A 24,548-nucleotide genomic window follows, 5' to 3' on the forward strand; every position below is an offset into this window, starting at 1 on the left:
GGGGCCGGCTTTCGTATTTTCCGGGCTCGACCAGGGCCGATGCCCCACTCAACCCTCGGGAAGATCATCCGGTATCCGCGTGGCGCCATCCTCCGCCGTCACCCAGAACGGGTTCACCGCGAGCTCCCACACGTGGCCGTCGGGATCCGCGATGTAGCCGCTGTACCCGCCCCATCCCACCGCTACCGGCTTCTTCAGGTCGGTCGCACCCGCGGCAAGCGCCGCCTGGTAGCGCTCGTCGACCTCGGCCTCCGATACGTAATTCTGCGCCAGGGCGGAGCCTCCTACGCCCAAGCCGGCCACGGCATCGGCCCTCCCCTGGTCCTCGGCGAAGGCAGACAACGGAAAGAGCGCCAACACGAGCGTGCCGAGTTGATAGAACACGATCTCCTCGGTGGCTTGGCGAGCGGTCCAGCCCCACGCCTCGTAGAAGGCGCGCGAGCGCTCGAGGTCGGCGACGCCGAGGGTCACCATGGACACACGTTGCACGGTCATGAAACGAGGCTAGCCCCGGGCGCCGACACGCGCCCGGGGCGAGCAACAGCGGACAGGACCTAGAGGCTGGCCTCGGCCTTCTCCTTCGATGACACGTGCTGGCCGGAGCCCGCGATGATGCGGTGGCGGATCGCTCCGGAGATGGCATCCACGATCAGGGTCACCACGATGACGACGGCGAGCGTGATGCCGATCTGCTCCCATTCGCGCTGGCCGAACAGCTGGCCGAGCAGCTGTCCCACACCACCGGCGCCGATGATGCCCAGCACCGCCGAGGCGCGGATGTTGACCTCGAAGCGGTACAGCCAGAACGCGACCACCTCGGGCAGCACCTGCGACCAGTACGCCCAGCGGAGCACCGGCAGGCCCTTGGCGCCGGATGCCCTGGCAGCCTCGACGGGGCCAGGGTCGATGCCCTCGAGCGCCTCGGCCGTGAGCTTGCCGAGCGTGCCGACCGCGCCCACGCCGAGCGCCACGGTGCCCGCGACGGGACCGAAGCCGAACACCGGCAGCATGATGATGATCGCAAAGACCAGTTCGGGGATGGCGCGGATGAGGTTGAGGAACGCGCGCGTGATCTGCACCGTCACGGGGCGCGCGACGTTGCGTGCGGCGAGGAACCCGAACGGGATCGAGATCACGGCACCGATCATGGTGCCGACCCACGCCATGTAGACCGACTCCATCATGCGCTCGAAGGCGAGCGTCCAGTAGCCCGACCACGGCTCGGTGAACGGGTTCTGAAACAGCCCCTCGCCCATCAGGCCCAGGTAGCGCCAGCCCTCGGTGAAGACGTCGGTGATCTCGCTCCACTTGGCGTTGGACAGCCATGCCGCGCCGCCGAAGATGACGACGAGCGCGATCCACGTGAGCGTCGCCTTGGCCTTCGAGGGCTCGGCGGGGCGGGTGGGGGCGGCCGATGCCGCGGCCGGCTTGGTCACGGCGCTCACACGAACCTCCGGCGCAGGTACTGGCTCAGCTGGTCGATCAGCAGCACCACCACGAACAGCGCGACCACGATCGCGGACACGTTCTCGTATGCAAAGCGCGAGAACTGCACGTTGATGACCTGGCCGATACCGCCACCGCCCGCAATACCAATCACGACGGACGAGCGGATGTTGAGCTCAAAGACATAAAGAAAATAGGACAGGTAGTTGGGCAGGATCTGCGGCAACACCGCCCACCGGGCACGCGACCAGGTGCCGGAGCCCGCGGCGTCGACCGCCTCGAGCGGGCCGCGGTCGATCGCGTCGATGGTCTCGCTGGTGAGCTTGGCCGCGATGCCGATGTTGAACAGGATCAGCGCCAGGATTCCGGCGAGCGAGCCGACTCCCACGAGCGCGACGAAGATCAGCACGTACGCGATGTCGGGCAGCGAACGCAGCACCGACAGGAACCAGCGGGTGGCGCGGTACAGCCAGCCGGAGCGGTTCGTGACGCGCGAGGCCATGAACGAGAACAGCAGGCCCAGCCCGGCGCCGATGAACGTGGCGACGATCGCGATCGCGATGGTCTCGACCCATGCGTCCCACACGCGCCAGATGAAGGGCCAGTTCGGGCTGAGGAACTGTTCGATGACCACCCAGCCGTTGGACCAGTTCTCGATGAGGGGGCGCAGCGAGAAGCCCATCGAGTGCCCGGCCCACCACGTGAAGACCGCGGCCAGCACGAGGCCCACGATCACGGGGATCGAGGGGGCCGGCTTCTTGGGCCGCGGCGTGACGGGGGCCGATGCCGTGGTGACTTGGGAGGTCATGCCGGCTCGGCGAGCGTGTCGTCTGCCGTCAGCGACCGCCCGTAGATCTTTTCGAACACGGCATCGTCCGCCTCGGCGCCCGTGCCGTCGAACACGACCTGGCCGGCGCGCATGCCGATCACGCGGTCGCCGAACTGGCGCGCAAGGTCGAGGAAGTGCAGGTTGACCAGCGTGGTGATGTTCAGCTCGCGGTTGATGCGCTGCAGGTCCTTCATGACCATCTGCGCGGTAGGCGGGTCGAGGCTTGCGACGGGCTCGTCGGCGAGCATCACGGAGGGGTCCTGCGCGAGCGCGCGGGCGATGGCCACGCGCTGCTGCTGGCCGCCTGAAAGCTCAGAGGCGCGGGTCCACGTCTTCTCGACGATGCCCACGCGCTCAAGCGCCTGGTAGCCCTTCTCCTTCTCCTCCTTGGACCACGCACCGAGCATGGCGCGCCACGAGGGGATGTCGTGCAGCTGGCCCATGATGACGTTGTTCATCACGGACGTACGCTTCACGAGGTTGAAGGACTGGAAGATCATGCCGATCTTCGAGCGGATGGCGCGCATCTCCTTCTTGGAGGCGCTGGCCACGTCCATGCCGTCGACCAACAGGGATCCCGAGGTCACGGGCACCAGGCCGTTGATGGTGCGGATGAGGGTGGACTTTCCCGCACCGGAAAGGCCGACGACGACCACGAATTCACCGTCGGGGATGGTCAGATTGACGCCGTCCAGGCCCACGACCCCGTTGGGGTAGCGCACCGTGACGTCCTTGAGCTCGATCATGAAGTCACTATCTCGTTGGAATGCCGACGCGGTGGCCGCGCCCCGCCGAGCGGGACGCGACCACCGCGTGTGGTCGGGCTGTTTAGCTCTCGCCGAAGTTGGCGGCGACCTGACGGGCCTCGTCGAGCGCGGCCACGTCGGCGGGCTCGAGGCCCTCGATGTTGTAGACCGCGTCGAGGGCGGCGAGGCCCTCCTCGGTCTCGGCCAGCGCCATCAGGGCGTCGGTGATCTGGGTCTGAGCGTCCTCGGACAGGTCGGAGGAGAGCACCACGCCGTCGTTGGGGATGTTCGACGAGTACGCGAACACGACGACCTTCTCGCCGACGTCCGGGAGTTCCTCGGCCAGCTCGGAGCGGGCGTCGTTGAACGACGTGCCCACGACGGCGTCACCGTCGTAGACCGACTGCACGGCCTGCGGGTGGCCGCCGGCGAAGAACGATGCCGGCAGGTCGGTCAGCGGGTCGATGCCCAGGATGTTCTGGAGCTGCGTGGCCGGGTAGTAGTAGCCCGAGGCCGACGACTCGTCCACGAAGGCGATGTCGGCACCCGGGTCGAGCAGCGCGAGAGCGTCCTCACCCTGGGGGCCGTCGTAGCCGGTCGCACCGTTGCAGTACGAGTAGTTGACGCCCTCGTCGTCGGCCTCCGTGGTGACCTCGTCCAAGCAGAACGTGTCGGGGTCGTTGGTCATCCACTGGGTGACGTAGCTCGACGAGCCGTAGCGCACCGACTGGAGGACCGGCACGGCGCCGGCCTCGTCGACGGCCTGGACCATGGCGATGGGGCCGAGGAAGCCAATGTCGGCCTGGTCGGTCTGCAGCGCGACGACCACGGCGGCGTACGAGTCGGGGATGAAGGTCGTGACCTCGACACCCAGCTCCTCGCCCAGCAGCGCAGCGAGCGTGTCGCCGTCGGTGACGAGCTGGTCAACCTCGTCGGAGGGCACCAGGCCCAAGATGAGCTCCTCGGGCAAGCCCTCGGACTCCATCGCGTCGTCGGTCGCCTCGGCGGTTGCCTCTGTCGTGGCCCCGGTGGTGGCGCCCGTGGTCGCCTCCTCGTCGGTGCCATCGCTCGAGCAGCCCGCCACGGTCAGCGCGAGCGCGCCCGTGAGCGCGGCCGCCGCCATGGGGTTGAACTTGATCTTCACAGTCTCGTCTACCTTCCGGTCGGTATAGCCAGCCGCCCCCTGCCGGCGGCGCTGGTCGCGTCGCCGCATCAACGCGGCTTCCTAGGACCGTACCCGCCCGCGCGGGCGCGTGGCGCGGGAACGAGGAGATTTATCGTGCCTGTAACAGGGATTTCACTCAGACGTTCCCTGGACGAGACGTTCTTGTGACCTTTGAACGCTGGACAATCCGTTCACGGCGTGCCTCCGGCTTAGACCCCTACCTCGGGTCAGGACTCGCGCAGCTCGCGCCGGCGCGTCTCGAGTCGGATCATCTCCGCGAAGGCCTCCTGCGCCTCGGGAGTCCCCGTGCCCGCGCGCTGCATGCGCCCGCGCAGCGCCGCAACCTGGCGAGTGAGGCTCAGGTCGAGCACCCGCGCCAACACCGTCCCCGCGTAGTGCCCCAAGGTCTCCGGCTTGTCGTGTGGCAGGGGCGACACGGCGAGCTCGGAGATGGTCGCCACGAGGGTCTCACCGGCCTGTTCGGCGACATCGTTAGCCCAGTCGGGGCCCGCGTTGCCCGGACCGCCCGCGGCGAGGATCGCCTCGTAGACCGCGCGGTACTGCGGCACCGTGTAGGACTCAGGGGTCAGTTCCTTCACGATGGCGGCGGCAACCGGGTCGTGCGAGATCTCTGTGGGCGCCTGCAGGAGCGTCCCCAAGGAAAGCGCCTCGGCGCGCACCACGGGATCGCGCCGGTCGGGGCGCGCAGGCCCGGCCGCGGATCTGACCCCGTCCCCACCGGCGCCGCCCACGGGCCCTCCCCACGCATCGGCCGCCTGACCCGAGCCCCCTCGAGAGTCGCGGCCGCCCGCGCGGCCACGTGACGCATCGGACACCTGTCGGCGCACCACGTCCATCTCCATGCCCAGCCAGCCGGCGAGCAGCCTGGTGTATTCGGGCTGGATGGCGCGGTCGCGGATGCCCGCGACGACCGGCGCGGCGGCGCGCAGGGCCCCGGCGCGGCCCTCGGGAGTATCGAGGTCGAACTGAGCCAAGGAGGCGCGGATCACGAACTCGAACAGCGGCTGGCGGTGCTCCAGGAGCGCCTGCACGGCCGCGTCTCCCCCGCCCATGCGCAGGTCGCACGGGTCCTTGCCCTCGGGGTCCACGGCGACGAAGGTCTGCGCGAGGAACTGCTGGTCCAGCTGGAAAGACTTGAGAGCGGCGTTCTGGCCGGCCTCATCGCCGTCGAAGGTGAAGATGACCTTGGCGCCGGTGGAGCCGATCTTCAGTTGGGAGCCGCCGGTGTCGCCCATGAGGCGGCGCACCACCTTGACGTGCTCCTCACCGAAGGCCGTGCCGCAGGTCGCGACGGCGTTCGTGATGCCCGCGAGGTGGCAGGCCATCACATCCGTGTAGCCCTCGACCACGACGGTGGTGCGCTCGGAGCGGATGGCGCCCTTGGCGAGGTCGATGCCGTACAGGACCTGGTTCTTCTTGTACAGCGGCGTTTCGGGGGTGTTGAGGTACTTCGGGCCTTGGTCGTCCTCGTGCAGGCGGCGCGCGCCGAAGCCGATCACCTCGCCCGTCACGTCGCGGATGGGCCACAACAGCCGTCCGCGGAAGCGGTCGTAGATGCCGCGCGCACCCTCGGACACCAGGCCCGAGGCGCGCAGTTCCTCCTGCGTGAAGCCTTTGGACTGCAGGTGGTCGGTGAGGTGGTTCCAGCCCTGCGGCGCGTAGCCCACGCCAAAGTGGTCGGCCGCGGCGCGGTCGAAACCGCGGTCGCGCAGGAAGTCGCGCCCGATGCGCGCCTCGGGGGTGTTCAGTTGCTCGCGGAAGTACTCCTGCGCGACCCGGTGAGCCTCGAGTAACCTCTTGCGCTGGCCGGCGGTGCCCTCGCGGCGCGGCCCGCCTCCGGCCTCGTAGCGCAAGGTCACGCCGGCGCGTTCGGCCAGGTATTCGACCGCCTCCGCGAACGGCAGCCCGTCCATGCGCATCACGAACTCGATGACGTCGCCGCCCTCGCCGCAGCCAAAGCAGTGCCAGCGCCCGGCGCCCGGGCGGACGTGGAACGACGGGGTGCGCTCGTCGTGGAAGGGGCACAGGCCCTTGACGGAGCCCACGCCGGCGGGCTTCAAGGCGACGTGCTGGCCGATGATGTCCTCGATGGGCGCGCGCTCGCGCACCTGCGCGATGTCGTCCCTATTGATCGTCCCAGCCACGGCTGCATGCTACTCGCGGCTCCCCTCCCCCGTGGCGCAGATGTCCTCATTTGCGCCACGACGGGTGGGGTTGCGCCACGAGCGGAACGCGCGTCGGTCACGGGTACCCTGGTTCGAGTTGCCTTCCATGAAAGGAATATCAGTGAGAATCGACGCCTTCCTCGCCGACTCGGCCGAGGTTGTCCAGGGCAAGATCTACGCGCTTGGCGCCGGCTGGAACACGATCTACGTGCGCCAGTTCCCCGCCGCACACCGTCGCCTCGCCGTCGCGGCCACGGTCCACGTGCCCTTCACCGCGACCAACATGTCGCACCAGCTCGAGCTCAAGCTGCTGACCGAGGACGGTAAGGAGTACCCCATCGGCATCCGTGCCGATGCCGAGGGCAAGGCCCAGCCCGTGCGCGGCATGGGCGGCGAGTTCACGCTGGGCCGTCCCGCCCACCTCGTGGACGGCGACGAGCAGGTCGCCTGCTTCGCCTTCACCATCGACGGCATCCGCTTTGTGCAGGCCGGCATGTTCTCCTGGGTCGTCTCGGTCGACGGCGAAGAGCTCGCGCGCCTTCCCATGCGCGTGCAGCAGTCGCAGCAGCAGAACTAACCCCCACGCATGGGTCTGTACGAAGGGCTGGTCCTGCCGGCCTATCTGGCCGTGTGCGCGTTGCTGGTCATCGGCGGCATCGTCACCATGATCTGGGTGCCGGTGCACCGCGTGCTCAAGTGGATCGTCACCGCCATGTGGATTGTCACCGCCGTGCACCTCCTCACAGTGCTGGCGATCCTCATCGGCGGTCACAGCGCCCCCATCGTGCTGACCCTGGGCTACCTCTTGGCCTCGGTCATCCTGGTGCCGCTGCTCGGCATCGGCCGCCTCGGCGAGCCCGATGCCGCCGCCGCGGACCCCGACCCCAACCGCCCCGTCCTCGCGCCCGACCAGATCGCGCGCGTCGACGGCGGCGCGGCCGTCATCATCGGCATCGCGGGCGCCGTGCTCGCGTGGCGCGTCGTCATTCTGCTGGGAGGCTGAGTGAACCCCGTCGGACGCATCGTCCTCATCGCCGCGTATGCCGTGCTCGGCCTCGCGGCGGTGGGCCGGTCCTCGTACCAAATCTCGACCAAGCTGGCCGAGGCACCCCTGCCCTACCTCATCTCCGGCGTCTCCGCCGTGCTCTACGTGGTCATCGCGATCGCGTTGTGGCGCGGCTGGCGACGCGTGGCGCTGTGGGGCACGTCGCTCGAGCTCGCCGGCGTCCTGATCGTCGGAACGCTCGGCTACATCGAGTCCGACTGGTGGGCCGACGAGACCGTGTGGACCGGCTACGGCTCCGCCTACGGCTGGGTGCCGCTCATCCTCCCGCTGGCGGCACTGTGGGTGTTGTTGCGTCGCCGTTCGTCAACGTCGGCCGATGCCGTGGCCGGTTCCCCTGACGAGGTCGCCTCATGAAGGTTGACGCCGGGCGCACGGCCCTGAATGCCGTGCGTGGCGCACTGATCGGCGCCGCCGAATCCGTGCCCGGGGTCTCCGGCGGCACCATCGCCCTGATGACGGGCGTCTACGAGACGCTGCTGACCTCCGCAGGTCACTTCATTACGGGCGCGCGCATCGCCGTCGTCGACGTGGTGCGCGGGCGTGGCGTGGCGCGGGCGCGCGAGGACTACTCGCGCGTGTCGTGGCGCGTCATCATTCCCCTGGGAATCGGCATGGTCGTCGCGCTACTCGCCATGGCGTCGGTCATGGAGACGCTCGTAGAAGAGCACCCCGAGACCATGCGCGCCCTGTTTTTTGGGCTGGTCCTTGCGTCGCTCTCGGTGCCGTTCAGGCTTGCCGCCCACGCTCCGATGCGGGGCCGGCCCGACGGCCGCTGGGGCGGCAAGGACTGGGCGCTCGCGCTGGCCGGCACGGTTGCCGCGGCCGTCATCGTGTCGTTGCCGGGCGGCCACCTCGAGCCCTCTCCCCTCGTCCTCGTGCCTGCAGGAGCCATCGCCGTGTCCGCCCTGGCACTTCCCGGGCTGTCGGGATCGTTCCTCCTGCTCACCATGGGCCTCTACGAGCCGACACTCGCCGCCGTCAACGACCGCGACCTGGGATACCTGGTCTGGTTCGCACTCGGCTGCGTGATCGGCCTGGTGTCCGTCGTCAAGGCGCTGCAATTCCTCCTGGAGCACCACCGCCGCAATACGCTCGTGGTCCTGACCGGCGTCATGGCCGGCTCGCTTGTCGCCCTATGGCCCTGGCAGGCGGAGGACGGAACGAAGCTCGCACCCTACGGAGACCTGATCGCGCCGCTCGTCGCGTTCGTCGCCGGCTTCGTCGTGGTGATCGTCCTGCTCGCGGTCGAGTCGCGCATTCTCGCGGGTCAGCAGGCCCAGATCGACGCCGACGAGAACACCACCGTCGACTAGGCCGGACCTGGGCCCACGCCATGGTCCTGGCGGGACATGGGGGTCGGAATCGGGCGTGTTTCGACCCTCATGTCCCGCCACGGACGCGGGGTCGCCTGGGCCGCCCCTACACCTGGACGCAGTACTTGTGGTGCCAGTTGTAGGCGGAAGTATCGGTAAGCGACGCGACCTGATCCACGGCCACACGCAGGCGCGCGGCGTCGTCTGACGCCTCGCGGTAATCGGCGGCGAACTGCGCCTCCATCGCATCGGGACCACGATCCGCGAGGGCGATCACGAGTTCCTTGAGTACTCGTCTCTGCTTCGCGTAGGTGGGGCTGGTCTCGCGCGGGGCCATCAGGAAGTGCACGGCGATGCCCTTGAGGATGAGGATCTCGTCGAGGGTGTCCTGCGGCACGACAATGCTGGCGCGGTGGCGAGTCAGTGGCGCGTCGCCGTGCTCGGCCTGGGTGGCCGAGATGATCGCCTGGGCGAAGCGGCCGATGATCTGGCTCGTCATGTCCTTTAGCGCCGCCAGCGAGGCACGCGTGCCGTCGTAGCGCTCGGACCACCACGGGAAGGCCTGCAGGCGGCCGAGCGCGGCACTCAGCGCCTCCTCATCTCCACCGCCGTACCACTGGCGCGTGTGTTCGATGACGGCTGCGACCTGGCCCGGGTCGCGCAGGGTCGACAGTTGCACGGCCCTGTAGACGATGGAGTCCTCGACGTCGTGGACCGAGTACGCGATGTCGTCGGCGACGTCCATCACCTGGGCCTCGAGTGACTGCTGAGTGCCGGGCGCGCCCTGGCGCAGCCAGTCGAACACCGGAAGATCGTCCTCGTAGACCCCGAACTTGCGCGTGGGTGTGCCGTCCGGACGCATGGGGGCGGCGGGTTCGCGCCACGGGTATTTCACGGCGGCGTCGAGGCTTGCGCGCGTGAGGTTCAGGCCCACGCTGCGGCCGGTCGCGGGGTCGAAGGTCTTGGGCTCGAGGCGGGTCAGCAGGCGCAGCGTCTGCGCGTTGCCCTCAAAGCCGCCAATGTCTCGCGCCACCTTGTCCAGTGCCCGTTCGCCGTTGTGGCCAAAGGGCGGGTGGCCCAGGTCGTGAGCGAGGCACGCGGCGTCCACGATGTCGGGCGAGCAGCCCAGCGCCTTGCCGAGCTCACGGCCCACCTGCGCGACCTCGAGTGAGTGGGTGAGGCGCGTGCGGACAAAGTCGCCGCTGCCGAGGCCCAACACCTGGGTCTTGGCGCCGAGCCTGCGGAGCGCACTCGAGTGCAGGATGCGCGCTCGATCGCGCTCGAAGGGTGAGCGGTGAGCGGCCTTCGCGGGCTCGGAAATAAAGCGTTCGACGTCGGCCTCGGTGTAGCCGTGCGAGTTCGCGTTCACAGGTCCAACTTAGTCATGCCTGGTGAACGCGCGTTGCAGGCGGGCCGCAGGGTGGGCTCCCCACGCCCGCGCGTGACGATGTGACGGTGATCCTGAACGGGTCCCGGCGTGTCGCCCACATGCCCCAGCGTGTCGGTCAGATCACCGTCACATCGCAACGGGCGCTCGGCAGGGCAGCGCGGCCCCGTCGGACGTACCGTGGAGTCATGCCACGAGTACTCGTCTATTGCGCCGTGTCCATCGACGGATTCATCGCCGGGCCGGGCGACGACATCGCCTGGCTCGAGGCGCCGCGGCCGTCATGGGCACCCACCGCAAGTGGACCGTGGGCAGAGGCTGGCGTGTCGGAGGGCGTCGAGTACGACGACTTCTTCGCGGGCATCGGCGCCATGCTGATGGGCCGGCGCACCTTCGATGTCGTGCACGGAATGGGCGAGTGGTTCTACGGCGACACTCCCGTGATCGTCGCAACCGGAAGGCCCCTTCCTCCCGACCCTGGCGTGCCCGCGAGCGTGACCACCGCTTCGGCCCCCATCGCGAACCTGGTTGCCGAAGCTCTTGATGCGGCAGGCGAGCGTGACGTGTATCTCGACGGCGGCTCATTGATCCGGCAGGCGCTCGACGCCGATCTCATCGACGAGATGATCGTGACCATCCACCCCACCATCCTGGGCGCGGGACACCCGCTTTTCGCAGGCGCGGAACAACGTCACATGATCACCGTCAGTGAGGTGCGTAACTTCGGCGACGGGCTGGTGCAGCTCGTCATGCACCCCGCACGCAAGCCCGTCGACCACTCACGGGTGCCGACCGACGGAGGCCCGGCGGGGGCCGATGCGACGGACGCCGCCGCGCTCGGCCACGCCTAACGCTCGCCGGGTCGCTCCTGGTGGCCTGTCGTGCGGCGTGTCGCGGCTTGAAGTGCCGCAAATGCGGCCATTTGCGGCCCGAGGAGGGGTGCGGCCCGAGGAGGGGTGGGCCAGAAGAGGGGCGAAAGTTAGCCGCCCGAGACGCTCAGTTCAGCCTCGCGTAGGCGCAGCTCGAGGTCGGGCGTGATGTCCTGGGTGTCGAGCCAACCCTCGGGGCACGACGGCGACTTGGGGGTGCCCTGGCGCCCGCGCGGGCCCTCGGCATCGGCGCCCGGGTACGGCTGGTCGAGCGGCAGTCCATCGAGCAGTGCCCGCAGATCCGCGAGAGTCTCCACGAGCCCGAGGTTCTTGCGCACCTCTCCCCCGACGGGATAACCCTTGAGATACCAGGCGACATGCTTGCGAATCTCGCGCATTGCCTTGAGCTCGTCGTCGCCGAAGAATGGGATCATCAGCTCGCCGTGGCGGTAGATGGTGTCCGCTACGACGCGCAGGCCAGGGCGCACGCGGTCCGCGCGCCCCTCAAACGCGGCCTGGAGGTCGGCGAACAGCCACGGGCGCCCCTGGCATCCGCGACCCACGACCACGCCGTCGACACCCGTGCGAGCAACCATGTCCAGCGCGTCCTCGGCCGACCAGATGTCCCCGTTGCCGAGCACCGGGATCGATGTCACCGCCTCCTTGAGCCGCGCGATCGCCTCCCAGTCGGCCGTTCCCGAGTAGTAGTCGGCGGCCGTGCGCCCGTGCAACGCGACGGCGGCGGCTCCCTCGGCCTCCGCCATGCGCCCGGCGTCGAGGTAGGTGAGGTGGTCGTCGTCGACGCCCTTGCGCATCTTCACCGTGACGGGGATGTCGTAGGGCGAGGCCTCGCGCACCGCCGCGCGCACGATGTCGCGGAACAGGTCCTTCTTCCACGGCAGCACCGCGCCGCCGCCCTTCTTGGTGACCTTGGGCACCGGGCAGCCGAAGTTCATATCGATGTGGTCGGCGCGATCCTCCTCGACCAGCATCTTCACGGCCGCGCCAATCGTCGACGGGTCCACGCCGTAGAGCTGCACCGAGCGCGGCGTCTCGTCGGGGTCGTGGTGAATGATCCGCATGGACTCCTTGGTGCGCTCCACCAGGGCCCGCGACGTCACCATCTCGGCGACGTAGATCCCGCCACCGTGCTCGCGGCACAGGCGCCTGAAGGCGGCATTGGTGATGCCGGCCATGGGGGCCAGCACCACGGGAGTGTCGACGGTGAGGGGGCCGATCTGCAGGGGCGGCAAGACACGGGTAGCGGCCGATGCGGTGGTGGTCATTCCTCCATTGTCGCCGATGCGCCGGGCTGGCTTGGCGACGCGGGGTCGCTGTCCGCAGCTGGCACGGGGTCCGCATCGGGAGCGGCGACGGCCTCATCATCGGCGATCGCGCCGTCGTACCCCACCACGAGCGCGGCGATGCCGGTGGTCAGCGGCACCGCCAGCACGAGGCCGATCGACGTCACGAGGGTGCGCACCACCTCCTCGGCGATCTCGGCGCTGGTGAGTGTGGTGGCGAGAGAGTTGTCGTAGAGCGTGACGAGCATGAGCGTGGGAAGCGCGGCGCCCACGTAGGCGAAGGCGATCGTGTAGACGGTCGAGGCGATGTGGTCGCGGCCGATGCGCATGCCGCGCGCGAACAGCGACCAGCGCGAGATGTCGGGCCGCGCGGCACGCAGTTCCCACACGGCCGACGACTGCGTCACCGTCACGTCATTGAGCACACCCAGGCCCGCGATGATGATGCCGCACAAGACCAAGCCTTGGAGGTCGACGGCGCGGCCGGCCAGCTCCAGGTGAGTACCGTCTTCGGACCAGATCCCCGTCAGCCTGGAGGCGCCCACGGCCCACCACGCGAGCAGTGCGGTGATCAGCAGCCCGGCGAGCGTGCCCAGGTAGGCCGTCGTGGTGCGCGCGTTCACTCCGTGCGCCAGATACAGCAGCACGAACAGCGCCCCGGCGCCCGTCACGAGCGCCACGACCAGCGGGTTGGCGCCGTCGAACAGCGCCGGCACCGTGAAGAAGATCACGACGCCGAACGCGGCGAGCAACCCCAGCAACGCACCCAGGCCCCGCCAGCGCGCGATCGCGACGACCAGGAGGACGTAGACGACGAGCAGCAGCAACATCGGCGACCCACGCTCGAAGTCGCCGAACACCACCTCGCCGGTGTCGAGCTGCAGGGCGCGCACCTCGTCGCCCACCTGGTACTCAAAGGTCGTCAAACCAGGATCGGCGAGTTCGAGCTCGTCACCATCAAGAGAGACGGTCGCGGACCCCGACTCGGCGTCGACGGACTCGACCGTCACCGTCACCCACGACGCCCCCTCGTAGGACGTCGGCACCGACCGCATGAACGACCAGTCCGACGGCCACACCGCGACCGCGCCGGCGACGGCCAGGAACACCACGACGCCCACCAGGACGGTGAGCACCGTGGTGGTGCGTTCGGACGCGCGCGGGGCCTGCTCGAGCGCGCCGTCGGCGCCGCCCAAGCCCAGCCCGTGCGAGTGACCGGCGCCCATCAGCGAGAACCCAGCGCCGGCATCGGCCGCCCGAAAATCTTTACGCGCCGATCAGGCGCGTGGCGAGGTAGGCCTGCACCTGCGACAGCGCCACCCGCTCCTGCTGCATGGTGTCGCGGTCGCGGATGGTGACGGCCTGGTCGTCCTTGGTGTCGAAGTCGACCGTGATGCAGTACGGGGTGCCGATCTCGTCCTGACGGCGGTAGCGCTTGCCGATGGCCTGAGTGACGTCGAGGTCCACGTTCCAGGCGCCGCGCAGCTCCTTGGCGAGCGCCTCGGCGGTGGGCAGCAGCTCTTCGGACTTGGACAGCGGCAGCACCGCGGCCTTCACGGGCGCGATGCGGTGGTCGAGGTGCAGCACGGTGCGCTTGTCGACGCCGCCCTTGGCGTTGGGGGCCTCGTCCTCGTCGTAGGCCTCCACCAGGAAGGCCATGAGCGAGCGGGTGAGGCCCGCCGCGGGCTCGATCACGTACGGCGTGTAGCGCTCGTTGGTCGCGGGGTCGAGGTACGACAGATCCTTGCCCGAGTGCTCGGAGTGCGTCGACAGGTCAAAGTCGGTGCGATTCGCGATGCCCTCGAGCTCGCCCCACTCCGAGCCAGTGAAGCCGAAGCGGTACTCAATGTCCGTGGTGCCCTTGGAGTAGTGCGACAGCTTCTCCTGCGGGTGCGCGTACAGGCGCAGGTTGTCCTCGGAGATACCGAGGTCCTTGTACCAGGCCAGACGCGTGTCAATCCAGTACTGGTGCCACTCCTCGTCGCTGCCGGGCTTGACGAAGAACTCCATCTCCATCTGCTCGAACTCGCGCGTGCGGAAGATGAAGTTGCCGGGCGTGATCTCGTTGCGGAAGGACTTGCCGATCTGGCCGATGCCGAACGGCACCTTCATGCGCGAGGTGCGCTGCACGTTCTCGAAGTTCACGAAGATGCCCTGCGCGGTCTCGGGGCGCAAATAATGCAGGCCGGACTCGTCCTGGTTGACGCCGAGGTAGGTCTTGAGAAGGCCGTTGAACATCTTGGGCTCGGTCCACTGGCCGCGGGTGCCGCAGTTGGGACATGCAATGCCGGCCAGGCCGCCCTCGGGGGCACGGCCCTTCTCCTCGAACTCCTCGATGAGGTGATCCTCGCGGAAGCGCTTGTGGCAGCTGAGGCACTCGACGAGCGGGTCGACGAAGGCCTTGAGGTGGCCCGAGGCCTCCCACACCTTGGGGGGAAGGATCACCGACGAGTCGAGACCCACGATGTCGTCGCGGCTCGACACCATTGCGCGCCACCACTGACGCTTGATGTTTTCCTTCAGCTCCACACCGAGCGGCCCGTAATCCCACGCGGAGCGCGTACCTCCGTAGATCTCTCCGCAGGGGAACACGAAGCCGCGTCGCTTGGCGAGCGAGATCACGTTGTCGAGGCGGGAGGGCTGGGCCACGGAGAACTCCTTGGGTGGGGTGAGACTTGACTGTCGGACAGTCTATCGGCGGCCGATGCCGCGGCGGGCCGGGCGGGCCGGCTCACCTCGCTCATCCCAGTTTGACAATGATTCTCATTTCGGCGTACGGTGGCGGCCATGAGCTTCTCCCGCCCCCTGATCGTCGGCGGAGCGGTCGGCACCCTCCTTCTCGCCGGCTGCTCCGCCGATCCCTCCACCGACTCCACCGACGACGCGCCGAGCGATGCCTCGCTGTCCGTCGGCGCCGCCTTCTATCCCGTGCAGTTCGTTGCGGAGCAGATCGGCGGCGACGACGTCGCGGTGACGCCGCTGATCGCCGGCGGCGTGGAGCCGCACGACGCCGAACTCTCCCCCGCCACCGTGCGCGAGATGCAGAACATGGACACGGTCCTGTATCTCTCGGACTTCTCGGCGGCCGTCGACGACGCCATCGACACCACCGGTGCCCGTGCCCTCGACGCCCACCACATCGTCGACGAGCACGGCGAGGACGTCGCCGCGCACGAGGCCGCAACCCACGACGGTGAGGAGCACGCGGCAGACGACGGCCACGATCACGGCGTCGCCGATCCCCATTTCTGGCTCGACCCCACCCTGCTCGCCGAATACGCCGAGGACGTCGTCGCGGAGTTCTCGGAGCTCGACCCCGACCACGCGGAGGCCTACGAGGAGCGCGGTGCGGCGCTCGTCGCGAGCCTGAGCGCCCTCGACGAGGACTTCACCGAGGGCCTCGCGGTGTGCGAGCGACGCGAGATCTTCGTCAGCCACGAGGCCTACGGCTACCTGGGGCTGCGCTACGACCTCGAGCAGGAGGGCATGTCGGGGCTCGACCCCGAGGCCGAGCCGTCGCCGGCCCGCCTTCGCGAGATCCGCGATCTCATCGAGGACTCGGGCGCCACGACGATCTTCACGGAGTCGAAGGTGAGCGCGGCCGTCGCGGAGTCGCTCGCGAGCGACGCGGGGGTCACGACCGCCGTCCTCGACCCGGTCGAGACCGCCACGAACGGCGATGACTACATTGACATCATGACCCGCAACCTGGAAGCGCTGAGGACCGGCCTTGACTGCAGCTGACGCTGACTGCCTCACCCACGACACCCCGCCCGCCCTGACGGCGCGCGGGGTGCGCGTGCGCCTCGGGGGACACGAGATTCTTCACGGCGTCGACCTCGACTCGCACCCGGGCGAGGCCGTCGCCATCATGGGCGGCAACGGCTCGGGCAAGTCCACCCTGGTGCGCTCCCTCGTGGGCGCGATCCCGACGACGGCGGGCGACATCACCGTGTTCGGCGAGCCGCGCACGCGACTGACCTCGCGGCGCATCGGCTACGTGCCCCAGCGCGCCTCGGCCGGCGGCGGCGTGTCCGCCACCGCGCGCGAGGTCGTGACGTCGGGGCTGCTCGGGGTGAACGCCCTACGCACCCCGCGCGACGCCAAGGCACGCGCGCTCGCGGCGCTCGACGACCTCGGTGTGGCCGACCTCGCCGACAGGGACGTGACGGCACTCTCGGGCGGCCAGCAACAGCGCGTGCTCATCGCGCGCGCGCTCGTGCGCGAACCCGACCTGCTCATCCTCGATGAGCCCATGGCCGGCGTCGACGTGCCCAGCCAGGAGGCCCTCGCGGCGGCGCTGACCAAGCGTCGCGATGCGGGAGCCGCCATCATCGTGGTCCTCCACGAGCTCGGCGCTCTCGCCCCGCTCGTCCACCACGCCGTCGTGCTCGAGCAGGGCTGCGTCACCCACATCGGCGCTCCCCCGCGGGCGCTGGGCGTGCACGCCCTTCCCGGGCACGACCACGACCATGCCCACCCCGACGTGCCCGAGGCGGTCGCGTCGACCTTCGCCTGGGAGGTGCGCCAGTGATCGACCTCCTCACCGACCCGCTCGTGCAGCGCATGCTGCTCGTGTCCGTCATGGTCGGCGCCACCGCACCCATCGTCGGCACCTACCTCGTCCACCGCCGCATGTCGCTGCTGGGCGACGGCATCGGACACGTGGCCCTCGCCGGCGTCGCCGCCGGCTGGCTCGCCGGCTCCGCCGCGGACCTCGCGCAGGTCGATGCGCTCGCCATCCCCGGCGCGATCGTGTTCGCCGTCGCCGGCGCCGTCGTCATCGAACGCATGCGAGCACGCGGCGTCGCGGCCGCCGACGTGATCATGGCGATCATGTTCTACGGCGGCATCGCCTCCGGCGTGCTGCTGATCTCCGCCGCGGGCGGCTCGAACGCGAACCTCATGGGCTACCTGTTCGGTTCCATCTCGACCGCTAGCTGGACCGATGTGTGGGTGACCGTGGGGCTCGCGGCGGTCATCCTGATCATCGGCCTCGGACTGCGTTCCGCGCTCTTCGCCGTCACCCACGACCAGGAATTCGCGTACTCCACCGGCCTGCCGGTGGCGGCACTCAACATGGTGGTCGCCGTCCTTGCGGCCATCACGGTCACCGCCGCCATGCGCGTGGTCGGGGTGCTGCTGGTCAGCGGGCTGATGATCTTGCCGGTCGCGATCGCCCAGCTCATCACACGCTCGTTCACGCGCACCATGATGATCGCCATGGTCACCGGCGTGGTGCTGTGCCTCACCGGCGTCGGCATCACGCTGTTCTACAACCTGCAGCCCGGCGCCCTGATCGTGGTGCTCGGCGTCATCGTCTACACGGTCGTCGCGTCGGGGGCGGGGCTACGTAAGCGCCGCCGTCGCCTCCGGGACGAGGCGGGCCACGGCGGCCACGACGACGCCCACCGCGAACACGAGCACCCCACGCTAGGAGCACCCGCATGAGCCCGACGAGTGGGGCATCGGCCCCCCGCATGACCAAGCAGCGCGCGGCCGTCCTGGACGCATTGTCCGGCACCGACGAGTTCCGCTCGGCCCAGTCGTGGCACGACACCCTGCGTCACGACGGGTCCTCCGTGGGCCTCGCGACGGTGTATCGCTCGCTGCAGGCGCTTGCCGAGGCCGGCGAGGTCGATGCCGTGGTCACCGAGTCCGGCGAGACGCTGTACCGGCGCTGCGGCGCGGTCGACGAGCACCACCATCACTTGCGCTGCCGCGTGTGCGGCACTGCGGAGGACATCGAGGTGCCGCAGTTCGAGGAGTGGGCCGAGCGCATCGCGTCCGAGCACGGGTTCGCGCGCATGGACCACACGGTGGAGATCACCGGCGTGTGCGCCGCCTGCACGGCGAAGGGTCACTGATGCCGGGAGTGCCCGAGGCCGTGATCGACCTCGGCTGGTGGGCCCTCGCGCTGTTCCTGTTCGGCGTCGTCTTCACCCGGTCCCAGGCGACGTACTGGATGGGCCGCTGGGTCCGCACCGGCGCCCGCCGCCTCGCCGACAGCCCGAGCGAACGCTTCCTCGCGCGCGTCTCACGCCGCCTGGACGGCCCCATGATGGCGCGCGGCCAGGCGATCCTCGACCGCTGGGGCTACGTCGCCATCCCGTTGTCGTTCCTCACCATCGGCGTGAAGACCGTGGTGAACGCGACGGCCGGCTATGTGCGCATGTCGTGGCCGCTGTACACGCTCGTCATGCTGCCCGGCTGTGTGTTGTGGACCGTGACCTACACCGTGGTGGGCGCATCCATCGTGCATCTGTGGCGCCACTCCCCCACGCTCGCCATCGGCACGATCCTGGGCGTGGTCATCGTCGCGTGGATCGCGACGCGCGTGGTGCGCGAGGTCAGGCGGCGCCGAAGCGTCGATTCCGTCGCGCGTATTCCTCAATAGCCGCCCACAGGTGCGTGCGGTCCACGTCGGGCCACAGCGTGTTCGAGAACACGTACTCCGCGTAGGCCGCCTGCCAGGGCAGGAAGTTGCTCGAGCGCTGCTCGCCGCTGGAGCGCCAAAAAAGATCGACGTCGGGCATGTCGGGCTCGTCGAGGTGCGCCGCGAGGGTCTTCTCTGTCACCTTGGACGGATGCAACTCGCCCGCCGCCACCTTGCGCGCGATCTCGCGCGCGGCATCGGCGATCTCCGCACGCCCGCCGTAGTTGACGCACATCGTCAGCGTGAGGCCGGTGTTGTGCTGCGTGAGCTCCTCGGCCTTCTCGAGCTCCTTGATGACCGACGTCCACAGCTTGGGGCGCCGCCCTGCCCAGCGCACGCGCACGCCCCAGTCGTGCATCTCGTCGCGCCGGCGGCGGATCACGTCGCGGTTGAAGCCCATCAGGAAGCGCACCTCCTCGGGGCTGCGCTTCCAGTTCTCGGTGCTGAAGGCGTAGGCGCTGAGATGCGTCACACCGATCTCGACGGCGCCGGCCACCACGTCGAGCAGCGACGCCTCGCCGCGCTCGTGGCCCGCGGTGCGCGGCAGACCCCTGTCCTTGGCCCAGCGGCCGTTGCCGTCCATAACGACGGCCACGTGGGCGGGGATCGCCTCGGGGGGCAGATCGGGCGGCGTGGCGCCGCCGGGGTGCGCAAAGGGGCGAGCGTAGGTCACCGGCTCAGCCTATCGGCGGCCGATGCGATGGCCGGGCTGCGCACCCCACTTCCCTAGGGGTGGGTCGCCGCCCACTCCTCGATCTCGCCGTACAGGTCGACGATCGACGCACCGGCCATCGTGACCGGTCCGGGAGGCGCAGAGGCGGTAGCCCCCACGAGCGCGGTGTCCGCGCCGAGCGCCGCGGCGGGCGCCAGGTCGTTGACGTACATGTCGCCCACGGACAGCACCGCCCCGCGGGTCAGCGCCTCGCGCACCGTCGCCTCGATGCCCACGGGCTTGCGCGCGGAGTGGACCACGTCGGCGAAGACGTCGCCGACGCCGAGGAAGTCCAGCGCCTCCGCCAGGCGGGTGTCGGGGGCGTTCGTCACGAGCACGAGGGTGGCCACGGACGCCAGCCGGTCCATGAAGTCCCCTAGGCCGGGAACGGGATCGATGGGGCCGCGGTCGGTCGCGAGCAGCGTGCGTGACAGCCGGTAGCCGCGACCCAGGGTGTCCTCGTCGAGGCCCAGCAAGTCCGCTGCGACGCGCACCGCGTGATACTCGTCGCGGATGGCCGGGTCGCCGTCGGCGAACCGGGCGCGGGAGGCGGCCACGGCATCGGACACACCGTCGATACCGGCGACCTCCGCCAGGCTGGCCGCATACGCGTCGATGGGGCCGGAGCCCAACGCGAGGGTTCCGTCGAAGTCGAAAATGACGGTGGGCATGTCACTCCCCCAGGGATCGAGACAGGACGGACAGGGCGGCGGCGCGGGCCTCACGTGCCGACGTGCCGCGGCGGGCGGCCAGCGCCTCGACGAGCGCCTCGATCACGAGCGTGAGTGCCACGCGCGAGGTCAACAGCAGCTCGTCCTGGAAGGACTCGCTCACGGGCGGCACGACGAGCGTATGAGTCGCGCGGTCCACGAGGGCGGAGCGGGTGAAGCTCGTGACGGCCAACACCGACGCTCCCGTGCCGAGTGCCGCGTCCACCACGTCGAGCGTGGACTGGTTCGCGCCCGATCCGGACAGCACCAACAGCACCGCATCGGCCGGCATCTGAGCGGCGAGGATGCGTTGGCCCAGGGTGTCGGGAATGAACTCGGCGGGTCGGCCGATGCTCGACAGCCTCAGCGCCGCGTCATACCCGAGCGGGGCGGACAGGCCGTTGGCGGCGATAAGGACGCGCGGGGCACCGTCGAGCGCGGCGAGAAACGGCTCGAGGCCCTCCTCGGTGATCGCGGCCGCCGCATGCGGCAGCGCCCGGCCGAAGCGCTCCATGGCCGCGCGCACGATGCCAAGCGCACCCGGTGCATCGGCCACCGCCGGACCCGCAAAGGCGCGCTCTCGCGCGAGCGCGACCCTGAGCTGCGGGTAGCCGTCGTAGCCGAGCGTCTGGGCGGTGCGCACCACGGAGGCGCGGCCCACGCCGACGGTCTCGGCGATCTGCTGCGCCGTCATGTCGACGGCGGCGGCAACGTCGGCCGCGATGGCCTCCGCGACGCGCCGCTCGCTGGGCTGCAGTGACGGCGCGAGGGCCGCGATACGCACCGTGGGAGGCGCGTCAGTGGATCCGTTCCACGCCACGAACCTTGGCCCCTTCCATGATCCGCCGCCGGATGGCCCCGGAGATGGCGTCGATGATCATCGTGACCACGATCACGACGATGATGAGGACGCCCACGGTATCCCACTGGCGGAACTGCGTGTAGTTGGTCAGCATCGCGCCGATGCCGCCCACGCCGATGAGGCCCAGGATCGCGGAGGTGCGCACGTTGATCTCGAAGCGGTACAGGGCCAGGCTCATGAGTTCGGGCGCCGCGACGGGCCACAGCCCCCACCGGATGACCTCGGTGAGCGAGCCGCCAGAGGCGCGCACGGCCTCCGCAGTACCAGGGGGAACGGCCTCGATGGTCTCGTAGGTCCACTTCGCGTGGGTGCCGATGCCGCCGATCGCCAGTGCGAGGGCGCCCGTGAAAGGGGTGAGGCCCGTGACGGTGAGGATGATGATCGCGATCAGCACCTCGGGCATGGCGCGGATGACCGCGAAGATCCACCTCAGCGGCAGGCGCACCCACACGGGGCCCACGCCCTGCGCGGCGGGGATGCCCAGCAGGGTCGACAGCACCACGCCCAGGATCGCGCCGATCCACGCCATGGACACCGAGCGCCACGTCTGCAAAGCGGCCTCGCCGAGCATGGACCAGTCGGGGTCGGAGAACATCAGGGCGCCGTAGTGCACCAGGTCGGTCGGCAGCTGGGCGACCTTGTCCCACTCGATGTCGATGTCCCAAAAGGCGAGGACGATGACGAGCGAGACCACGAGGCCCGCCGCGCGGGTGGCCAGGCGCCGCGGTCGCGGCGGAATGGTGAGGGCCGATGCCGGGGTCGGCTGGGTGGGCTGGGTGGCGGTGGCGGTCATCGCAGCCTCTTTCGCAGCAGGTTGGACGCGATCTCGATCGCAATGACGACCACGAGGATCTCGAGCACGATGGTGCCGAGCGCGTCGTAGCGGTAGAAGCCACGCATCTCGTCGATGAGGCGGCCGATGCCTCCCGCGCCGACGAGTCCGAGGATCGCGGAGATGCGCACGTTGAGCTCGAGCGAGTACAGCACCTGGCTCGCGATGGCGGGCCAGGACTGAGGCAGCGCGGTGGCGCGGTTGATCTGGGTTTGGGTGCCGCCCGCGGCACGGCCGGCCTCCATGTAGTGCGCATCCGCAGAGTCGATGGCCTCGCTCACGAGCTTCACGACGATGCCGATGTCGAACAACACGAGCGTGATGATGCCGGGCAACGTGCCGACGCCGACCATCGCGACGAGGACGGTCGCGTACACGAGGTCGGGCACGGCGCGCACGACGTTGAGCACGAAGCGCACCGCGCGCCGCGTCACACCGTTGGGGTTCGTGGGGCGCGCGGCCCACAGCGACAGCGGCACGGCCAGCACGGCCGAGATGGCCGCACCCACGAGCGCCATCTCGAGCGTCTCGAGCAGCGGCTGCCAGGTCCGCGGCAGGATCGACCAGTCCGGCGTGAGCATCTGCACGATGCGGTCGGCACCGTTGGTCCAGTTGCGCGCGATGGACGCGAAGTCCAGTTCGACACCGCCGATGGCGGGGATCGTCGTGAGGATCGTGAAGGCCGCGAGGGCGGCAGCGATGCCTGCCACGCGCGGCCACGTGCGTGGCCGCGGCGGAATGGCGAGATCCGGGCGGCGGCCAGCCACGGCATCGGCCGTCGTCACTGCTCACCCAGCCTGTCGCGCGACTGTACGGGCCGGCCATAGATCTGTTCGAAGTCGGCGTCGGTGGCCGACCCCGCGGGGCCGTCGTAGACCACCTCGCCGGCGCGCAGGCCGATCATGCGGGTCGTGTACTGGCGCGCAAGGTCCATGAGGTGGAGGTTCACGAGCACCGTGAGGCCGCGGTCGGCGTTGATGTCCGCAAGGTCGGCCATGACCGAGTGCGCGGTGGGCGGGTCGAGGCTCGCGACGGGCTCGTCGGCGAGCATGACCGCAGGCTGCTGCGCGAGGGCGCGGGCGATCGCGACGCGCTGCTTCTGGCCGCCCGACAGCGCCCCGGCGCGGCCCCAGACCTTCTCGAGCATGCCCACCGAGTCGAGGGCTCGCATGACGATGTCGCGGTCCTGGGCGGTGTGGATGCCCAGCAGGGTGCGCCACGTGGGAGTGTGCGAGAAGCGGCCCACCATGGCGTTGCGGTACACGCTCGTGCGGTCGGCGAGGTTGAACGACTGGAAGATCATGCCGATGTCGCCGCGCGCGTGGCGCAGGGCGGCGCCCTTCAGCCGGGTGATGTCGTGGGGGCCGACCGTCACGGTGCCCGACGAGGGCTTCACCAGGCCGTTGATGGTGCGAATCATGGTCGACTTGCCCGAGCCGGACAGGCCGACGACGGCCACCATCTCGCCCGCGGCGATCTCGAGGCTGACATTCTTCATCGCGACCACCCCGTTGGGATAGCGCACGGTGACGTCGTCGAGGGTGATGGGCCACGGCCCGGAGGCCGGGGACGCGTGGTCCCCGGCCTCCGGTCGCTGCGCAGCAGCGGTGTTGTCCACGTGCTTACTGTCCCGAGAAGCGGGCGTTGACCTCGCGGGCCAGGTCGATCGCGGCGGCGTCAGCGGGGACCCAGTCGGTCTGGTCGAAGATCTCCTGCAGCGTCTCCGGGTCGACCTCGGAGAAGTCGTCCATGAGGGTCGTGATCTCGGTGCGCAGGTCCTCGGGCAGCTCGTCCGAGAGGACCACGCCGCCGTTGGGGTACATCTCCGACAGGCCGAAAACAACAGCCTTCTCGCCCAAGTCGGGGACCTCGGTGGCGTCGATCGACGAACGGGCGTCCCAGTAGGCGAAGCCGACCTCGGCGTCGCCGTTGTACACGGCCATGAGGAGGGTGTCGTTACCGGTGACGGGCACCTGCTGGAGGTCGTCGATGGTGACGCCCTGCTCCTCGAGAGCGAGGACGGGCAGCTGGTAGCCGGCGGGCGACGTGGTGTTGCCGAAGGCGACGGTGGTGCCGGGCTCGATCTTGGACAGCGCGTCCACGGCCACGGGGCCCACACCGGAGTTGTCCTCACCGCTGGCGGTGCCGTTGCAGTACAGGAACTCCTGGCCGGTGGCACCGTAGGTGGCGGGCACGGGCTCGTCGTCGCAGTACTTGTCGGGGTTGTTGGTGAAGAACATCGACGCGTACTGCGAGGCGCCGAAGCGGACATCCTGGAGCACCGCGTGGGCGCCGTACATGTCCTCGGCAGCGGCGAGCGAGCCGGCGTCAGCAATGGCGATCTGGGCCTGGCCGGAGCCGATGGCCTCGACGGCGGCCTGGTAGTCCTGCGTCACGACACCCTCGACGGTGATGCCGAGCTCGTCGGACAGGTAGCTGGTCAGCGGCTCGACGGTGGTGACGAGGTCGGTGACGTTCTCGTTGGGGATCAGCGCGAGGGTGATCTCCTCGGGCCAGTCGGCGCCGGCCGCGGCGCCAGCGTCCGCCGATGCCTCGGTGGTCGCGCCGGCGGTGGACTCGTCAGTGGCGTCCGCGTCGGAGTCGGCGCTGCAGCCCGCGAGTGCGATCAGGGCCGTGGCGGCGACACCGGCGGCGGTGAGCGTGGTGCGCATGGGGTGGGACCTT

At 69.6% G+C, this 24,548-nt stretch carries 27 protein-coding genes; 10 read left to right on the forward strand and 17 right to left on the reverse strand.

All coding sequences use genetic code 11. The annotated features are described in order from the left end of the window. Nucleotides 1–48: 48 nt before the first annotated feature. From B7K24_RS12505 to dnaG, 6 genes are all read right to left on the reverse strand, one after another. A complete protein-coding gene (locus B7K24_RS12505) occupies nt 49–495 on the reverse strand; it encodes a VOC family protein (protein WP_084130668.1) in 447 nt (148 codons plus the stop codon). Between the two features lie 59 nt (nt 496–554). Next, nucleotides 555–1,445 carry a phosphonate ABC transporter, permease protein PhnE gene (gene phnE / locus B7K24_RS12510; RefSeq protein ID WP_159449249.1) on the reverse strand — a complete coding sequence of 297 codons (891 nt, stop codon included), beginning with the start codon at nt 1,443–1,445 and terminating at the stop codon, nt 555–557. Then, the gene (phnE, locus tag B7K24_RS12515; protein ID WP_084130670.1) at nt 1,442–2,254 is read right to left on the reverse strand and encodes a phosphonate ABC transporter, permease protein PhnE; all 813 of its coding nucleotides are present in this window, start codon (nt 2,252–2,254) and stop codon (nt 1,442–1,444) included. Before phnE (B7K24_RS12515) ends, phnE (B7K24_RS12510) begins: the two co-directional genes overlap by 4 nt. Then, nucleotides 2,251–3,021 (reverse strand): phosphonate ABC transporter ATP-binding protein, encoded by a 771-nt coding sequence (gene phnC, locus B7K24_RS12520; protein WP_084130671.1) that lies wholly within the window; start codon nt 3,019–3,021, stop codon nt 2,251–2,253. The genes phnE (B7K24_RS12515) and phnC (B7K24_RS12520) overlap by 4 nt, the downstream gene beginning before the upstream one ends. 82 nt (nt 3,022–3,103) lie before the next feature. Next, entirely contained in the window at nt 3,104–4,165 is a 1,062-nt protein-coding gene (phnD, locus tag B7K24_RS12525; protein WP_234986706.1) for a phosphate/phosphite/phosphonate ABC transporter substrate-binding protein, read from the reverse strand. A gap of 248 nt (nt 4,166–4,413) precedes the next feature. Then, nucleotides 4,414–6,351: a DNA primase gene (dnaG, locus tag B7K24_RS12530; RefSeq protein ID WP_084130672.1), complete on the reverse strand. Its 1,938-nt coding sequence runs from the start codon at nt 6,349–6,351 to the stop codon at nt 4,414–4,416. Between the two features lie 142 nt (nt 6,352–6,493). Here dnaG and B7K24_RS12535 point away from each other — a divergent pair, with 142 nt between their 5' ends. The 4 genes from B7K24_RS12535 to B7K24_RS12550 are packed head-to-tail and all read left to right on the forward strand — an operon-like array spanning nt 6,494 to nt 8,751. Further along, nucleotides 6,494–6,949 (forward strand): hypothetical protein, encoded by a 456-nt coding sequence (locus tag B7K24_RS12535; protein WP_084130673.1) that lies wholly within the window; start codon nt 6,494–6,496, stop codon nt 6,947–6,949. 9 nt (nt 6,950–6,958) lie between these two features. Further along, nucleotides 6,959–7,375 carry a hypothetical protein gene (locus B7K24_RS12540; protein ID WP_084130674.1) on the forward strand — a complete coding sequence of 139 codons (417 nt, stop codon included), beginning with the start codon at nt 6,959–6,961 and terminating at the stop codon, nt 7,373–7,375. Beyond that, entirely contained in the window at nt 7,376–7,792 is a 417-nt protein-coding gene (locus tag B7K24_RS12545) for a hypothetical protein (RefSeq protein ID WP_084130675.1), read from the forward strand. Beyond that, entirely contained in the window at nt 7,789–8,751 is a 963-nt protein-coding gene (locus tag B7K24_RS12550; protein WP_084130676.1) for a DUF368 domain-containing protein, read from the forward strand. Before B7K24_RS12545 ends, B7K24_RS12550 begins: the two co-directional genes overlap by 4 nt. A 106-nt stretch (nt 8,752–8,857) precedes the next feature. Here the strand turns inward: B7K24_RS12550 and B7K24_RS12555 are convergent, their stop codons facing one another. Next, nucleotides 8,858–10,120, reverse strand: a complete 1,263-nt coding sequence (locus tag B7K24_RS12555; RefSeq protein WP_084130677.1) for a deoxyguanosinetriphosphate triphosphohydrolase — start codon at nt 10,118–10,120, stop codon at nt 8,858–8,860. A gap of 206 nt (nt 10,121–10,326) precedes the next feature. On the opposite strand from B7K24_RS12555, the gene B7K24_RS12560 reads away from it, so the two are divergent. Further along, nucleotides 10,327–10,989 (forward strand): dihydrofolate reductase family protein, encoded by a 663-nt coding sequence (locus tag B7K24_RS12560; protein WP_159449250.1) that lies wholly within the window; start codon nt 10,327–10,329, stop codon nt 10,987–10,989. 128 nt (nt 10,990–11,117) lie between these two features. Here the strand turns inward: B7K24_RS12560 and dusB are convergent, their stop codons facing one another. Genes dusB through B7K24_RS12575 form a run of 3 tightly spaced genes read right to left on the reverse strand, consistent with a single transcriptional unit; the run spans nt 11,118 to nt 14,960 of the window. After that, complete coding sequence (dusB, locus tag B7K24_RS12565; protein ID WP_084130679.1) at nt 11,118–12,293, reverse strand: tRNA dihydrouridine synthase DusB; 1,176 nt, start codon at nt 12,291–12,293, stop codon at nt 11,118–11,120. After that, a complete protein-coding gene (locus B7K24_RS12570) occupies nt 12,290–13,537 on the reverse strand; it encodes a YibE/F family protein (protein ID WP_084130680.1) in 1,248 nt (415 codons plus the stop codon). Before B7K24_RS12570 ends, dusB begins: the two co-directional genes overlap by 4 nt. Before the next feature lie 40 nt (nt 13,538–13,577). Continuing rightward, entirely contained in the window at nt 13,578–14,960 is a 1,383-nt protein-coding gene (locus tag B7K24_RS12575) for a glycine--tRNA ligase (RefSeq protein ID WP_084130681.1), read from the reverse strand. Between the two features lie 138 nt (nt 14,961–15,098). Between B7K24_RS12575 and B7K24_RS12580 the strand changes: the two genes are divergently transcribed. The 5 genes from B7K24_RS12580 to B7K24_RS12600 are packed head-to-tail and all read left to right on the forward strand — an operon-like array spanning nt 15,099 to nt 18,708. Beyond that, the gene (locus B7K24_RS12580; RefSeq protein WP_084130682.1) at nt 15,099–16,055 is read left to right on the forward strand and encodes a metal ABC transporter substrate-binding protein; all 957 of its coding nucleotides are present in this window, start codon (nt 15,099–15,101) and stop codon (nt 16,053–16,055) included. After that, on the forward strand, nt 16,042–16,845 hold the full coding sequence (locus B7K24_RS12585) for a metal ABC transporter ATP-binding protein (protein WP_084130683.1): 804 nt from the start codon (nt 16,042–16,044) through the stop codon (nt 16,843–16,845). Before B7K24_RS12580 ends, B7K24_RS12585 begins: the two co-directional genes overlap by 14 nt. Continuing rightward, nucleotides 16,842–17,762, forward strand: coding sequence for a metal ABC transporter permease (locus B7K24_RS12590; RefSeq protein WP_255372790.1), 921 nt, complete (start codon nt 16,842–16,844; stop codon nt 17,760–17,762). Before B7K24_RS12585 ends, B7K24_RS12590 begins: the two co-directional genes overlap by 4 nt. Next, nucleotides 17,759–18,178: a Fur family transcriptional regulator gene (locus B7K24_RS12595; RefSeq protein ID WP_084130684.1), complete on the forward strand. Its 420-nt coding sequence runs from the start codon at nt 17,759–17,761 to the stop codon at nt 18,176–18,178. Before B7K24_RS12590 ends, B7K24_RS12595 begins: the two co-directional genes overlap by 4 nt. Next, on the forward strand, nt 18,178–18,708 hold the full coding sequence (locus tag B7K24_RS12600; protein ID WP_084130685.1) for a DedA family protein: 531 nt from the start codon (nt 18,178–18,180) through the stop codon (nt 18,706–18,708). Before B7K24_RS12595 ends, B7K24_RS12600 begins: the two co-directional genes overlap by 1 nt. Here B7K24_RS12600 and B7K24_RS12605 read toward each other — a convergent pair. The 7 genes from B7K24_RS12605 to B7K24_RS12635 form a co-directional block, all read right to left on the reverse strand. Then, nucleotides 18,662–19,420: an isoprenyl transferase gene (locus B7K24_RS12605; protein WP_084130686.1), complete on the reverse strand. Its 759-nt coding sequence runs from the start codon at nt 19,418–19,420 to the stop codon at nt 18,662–18,664. The genes B7K24_RS12600 and B7K24_RS12605 overlap by 47 nt on opposite strands. A 53-nt stretch (nt 19,421–19,473) precedes the next feature. Then, on the reverse strand, nt 19,474–20,130 hold the full coding sequence (locus B7K24_RS12610; protein WP_084130687.1) for an HAD family hydrolase: 657 nt from the start codon (nt 20,128–20,130) through the stop codon (nt 19,474–19,476). Between the two features lies 1 nt (nt 20,131). Beyond that, nucleotides 20,132–20,989 (reverse strand): MurR/RpiR family transcriptional regulator, encoded by an 858-nt coding sequence (locus B7K24_RS12615; RefSeq protein ID WP_084130688.1) that lies wholly within the window; start codon nt 20,987–20,989, stop codon nt 20,132–20,134. Continuing rightward, nucleotides 20,967–21,824: a phosphonate ABC transporter, permease protein PhnE gene (gene phnE, locus B7K24_RS12620; protein ID WP_084130689.1), complete on the reverse strand. Its 858-nt coding sequence runs from the start codon at nt 21,822–21,824 to the stop codon at nt 20,967–20,969. Before phnE (B7K24_RS12620) ends, B7K24_RS12615 begins: the two co-directional genes overlap by 23 nt. After that, entirely contained in the window at nt 21,821–22,573 is a 753-nt protein-coding gene (phnE, locus tag B7K24_RS12625; protein ID WP_234986707.1) for a phosphonate ABC transporter, permease protein PhnE, read from the reverse strand. Before phnE (B7K24_RS12625) ends, phnE (B7K24_RS12620) begins: the two co-directional genes overlap by 4 nt. A gap of 71 nt (nt 22,574–22,644) precedes the next feature. Further along, nucleotides 22,645–23,481 carry a phosphonate ABC transporter ATP-binding protein gene (gene phnC, locus B7K24_RS12630; protein WP_084130690.1) on the reverse strand — a complete coding sequence of 279 codons (837 nt, stop codon included), beginning with the start codon at nt 23,479–23,481 and terminating at the stop codon, nt 22,645–22,647. 4 nt (nt 23,482–23,485) lie between these two features. Then, nucleotides 23,486–24,535, reverse strand: a complete 1,050-nt coding sequence (locus B7K24_RS12635; protein WP_084130691.1) for a phosphate/phosphite/phosphonate ABC transporter substrate-binding protein — start codon at nt 24,533–24,535, stop codon at nt 23,486–23,488. Between the last annotated feature and the right edge of the window lie 13 nt (nt 24,536–24,548).

Source organism: Demequina sp. NBRC 110055, assembly GCF_002090135.1.
Taxonomy (GTDB): Bacteria; Actinomycetota; Actinomycetes; order Actinomycetales; family Demequinaceae; genus Demequina.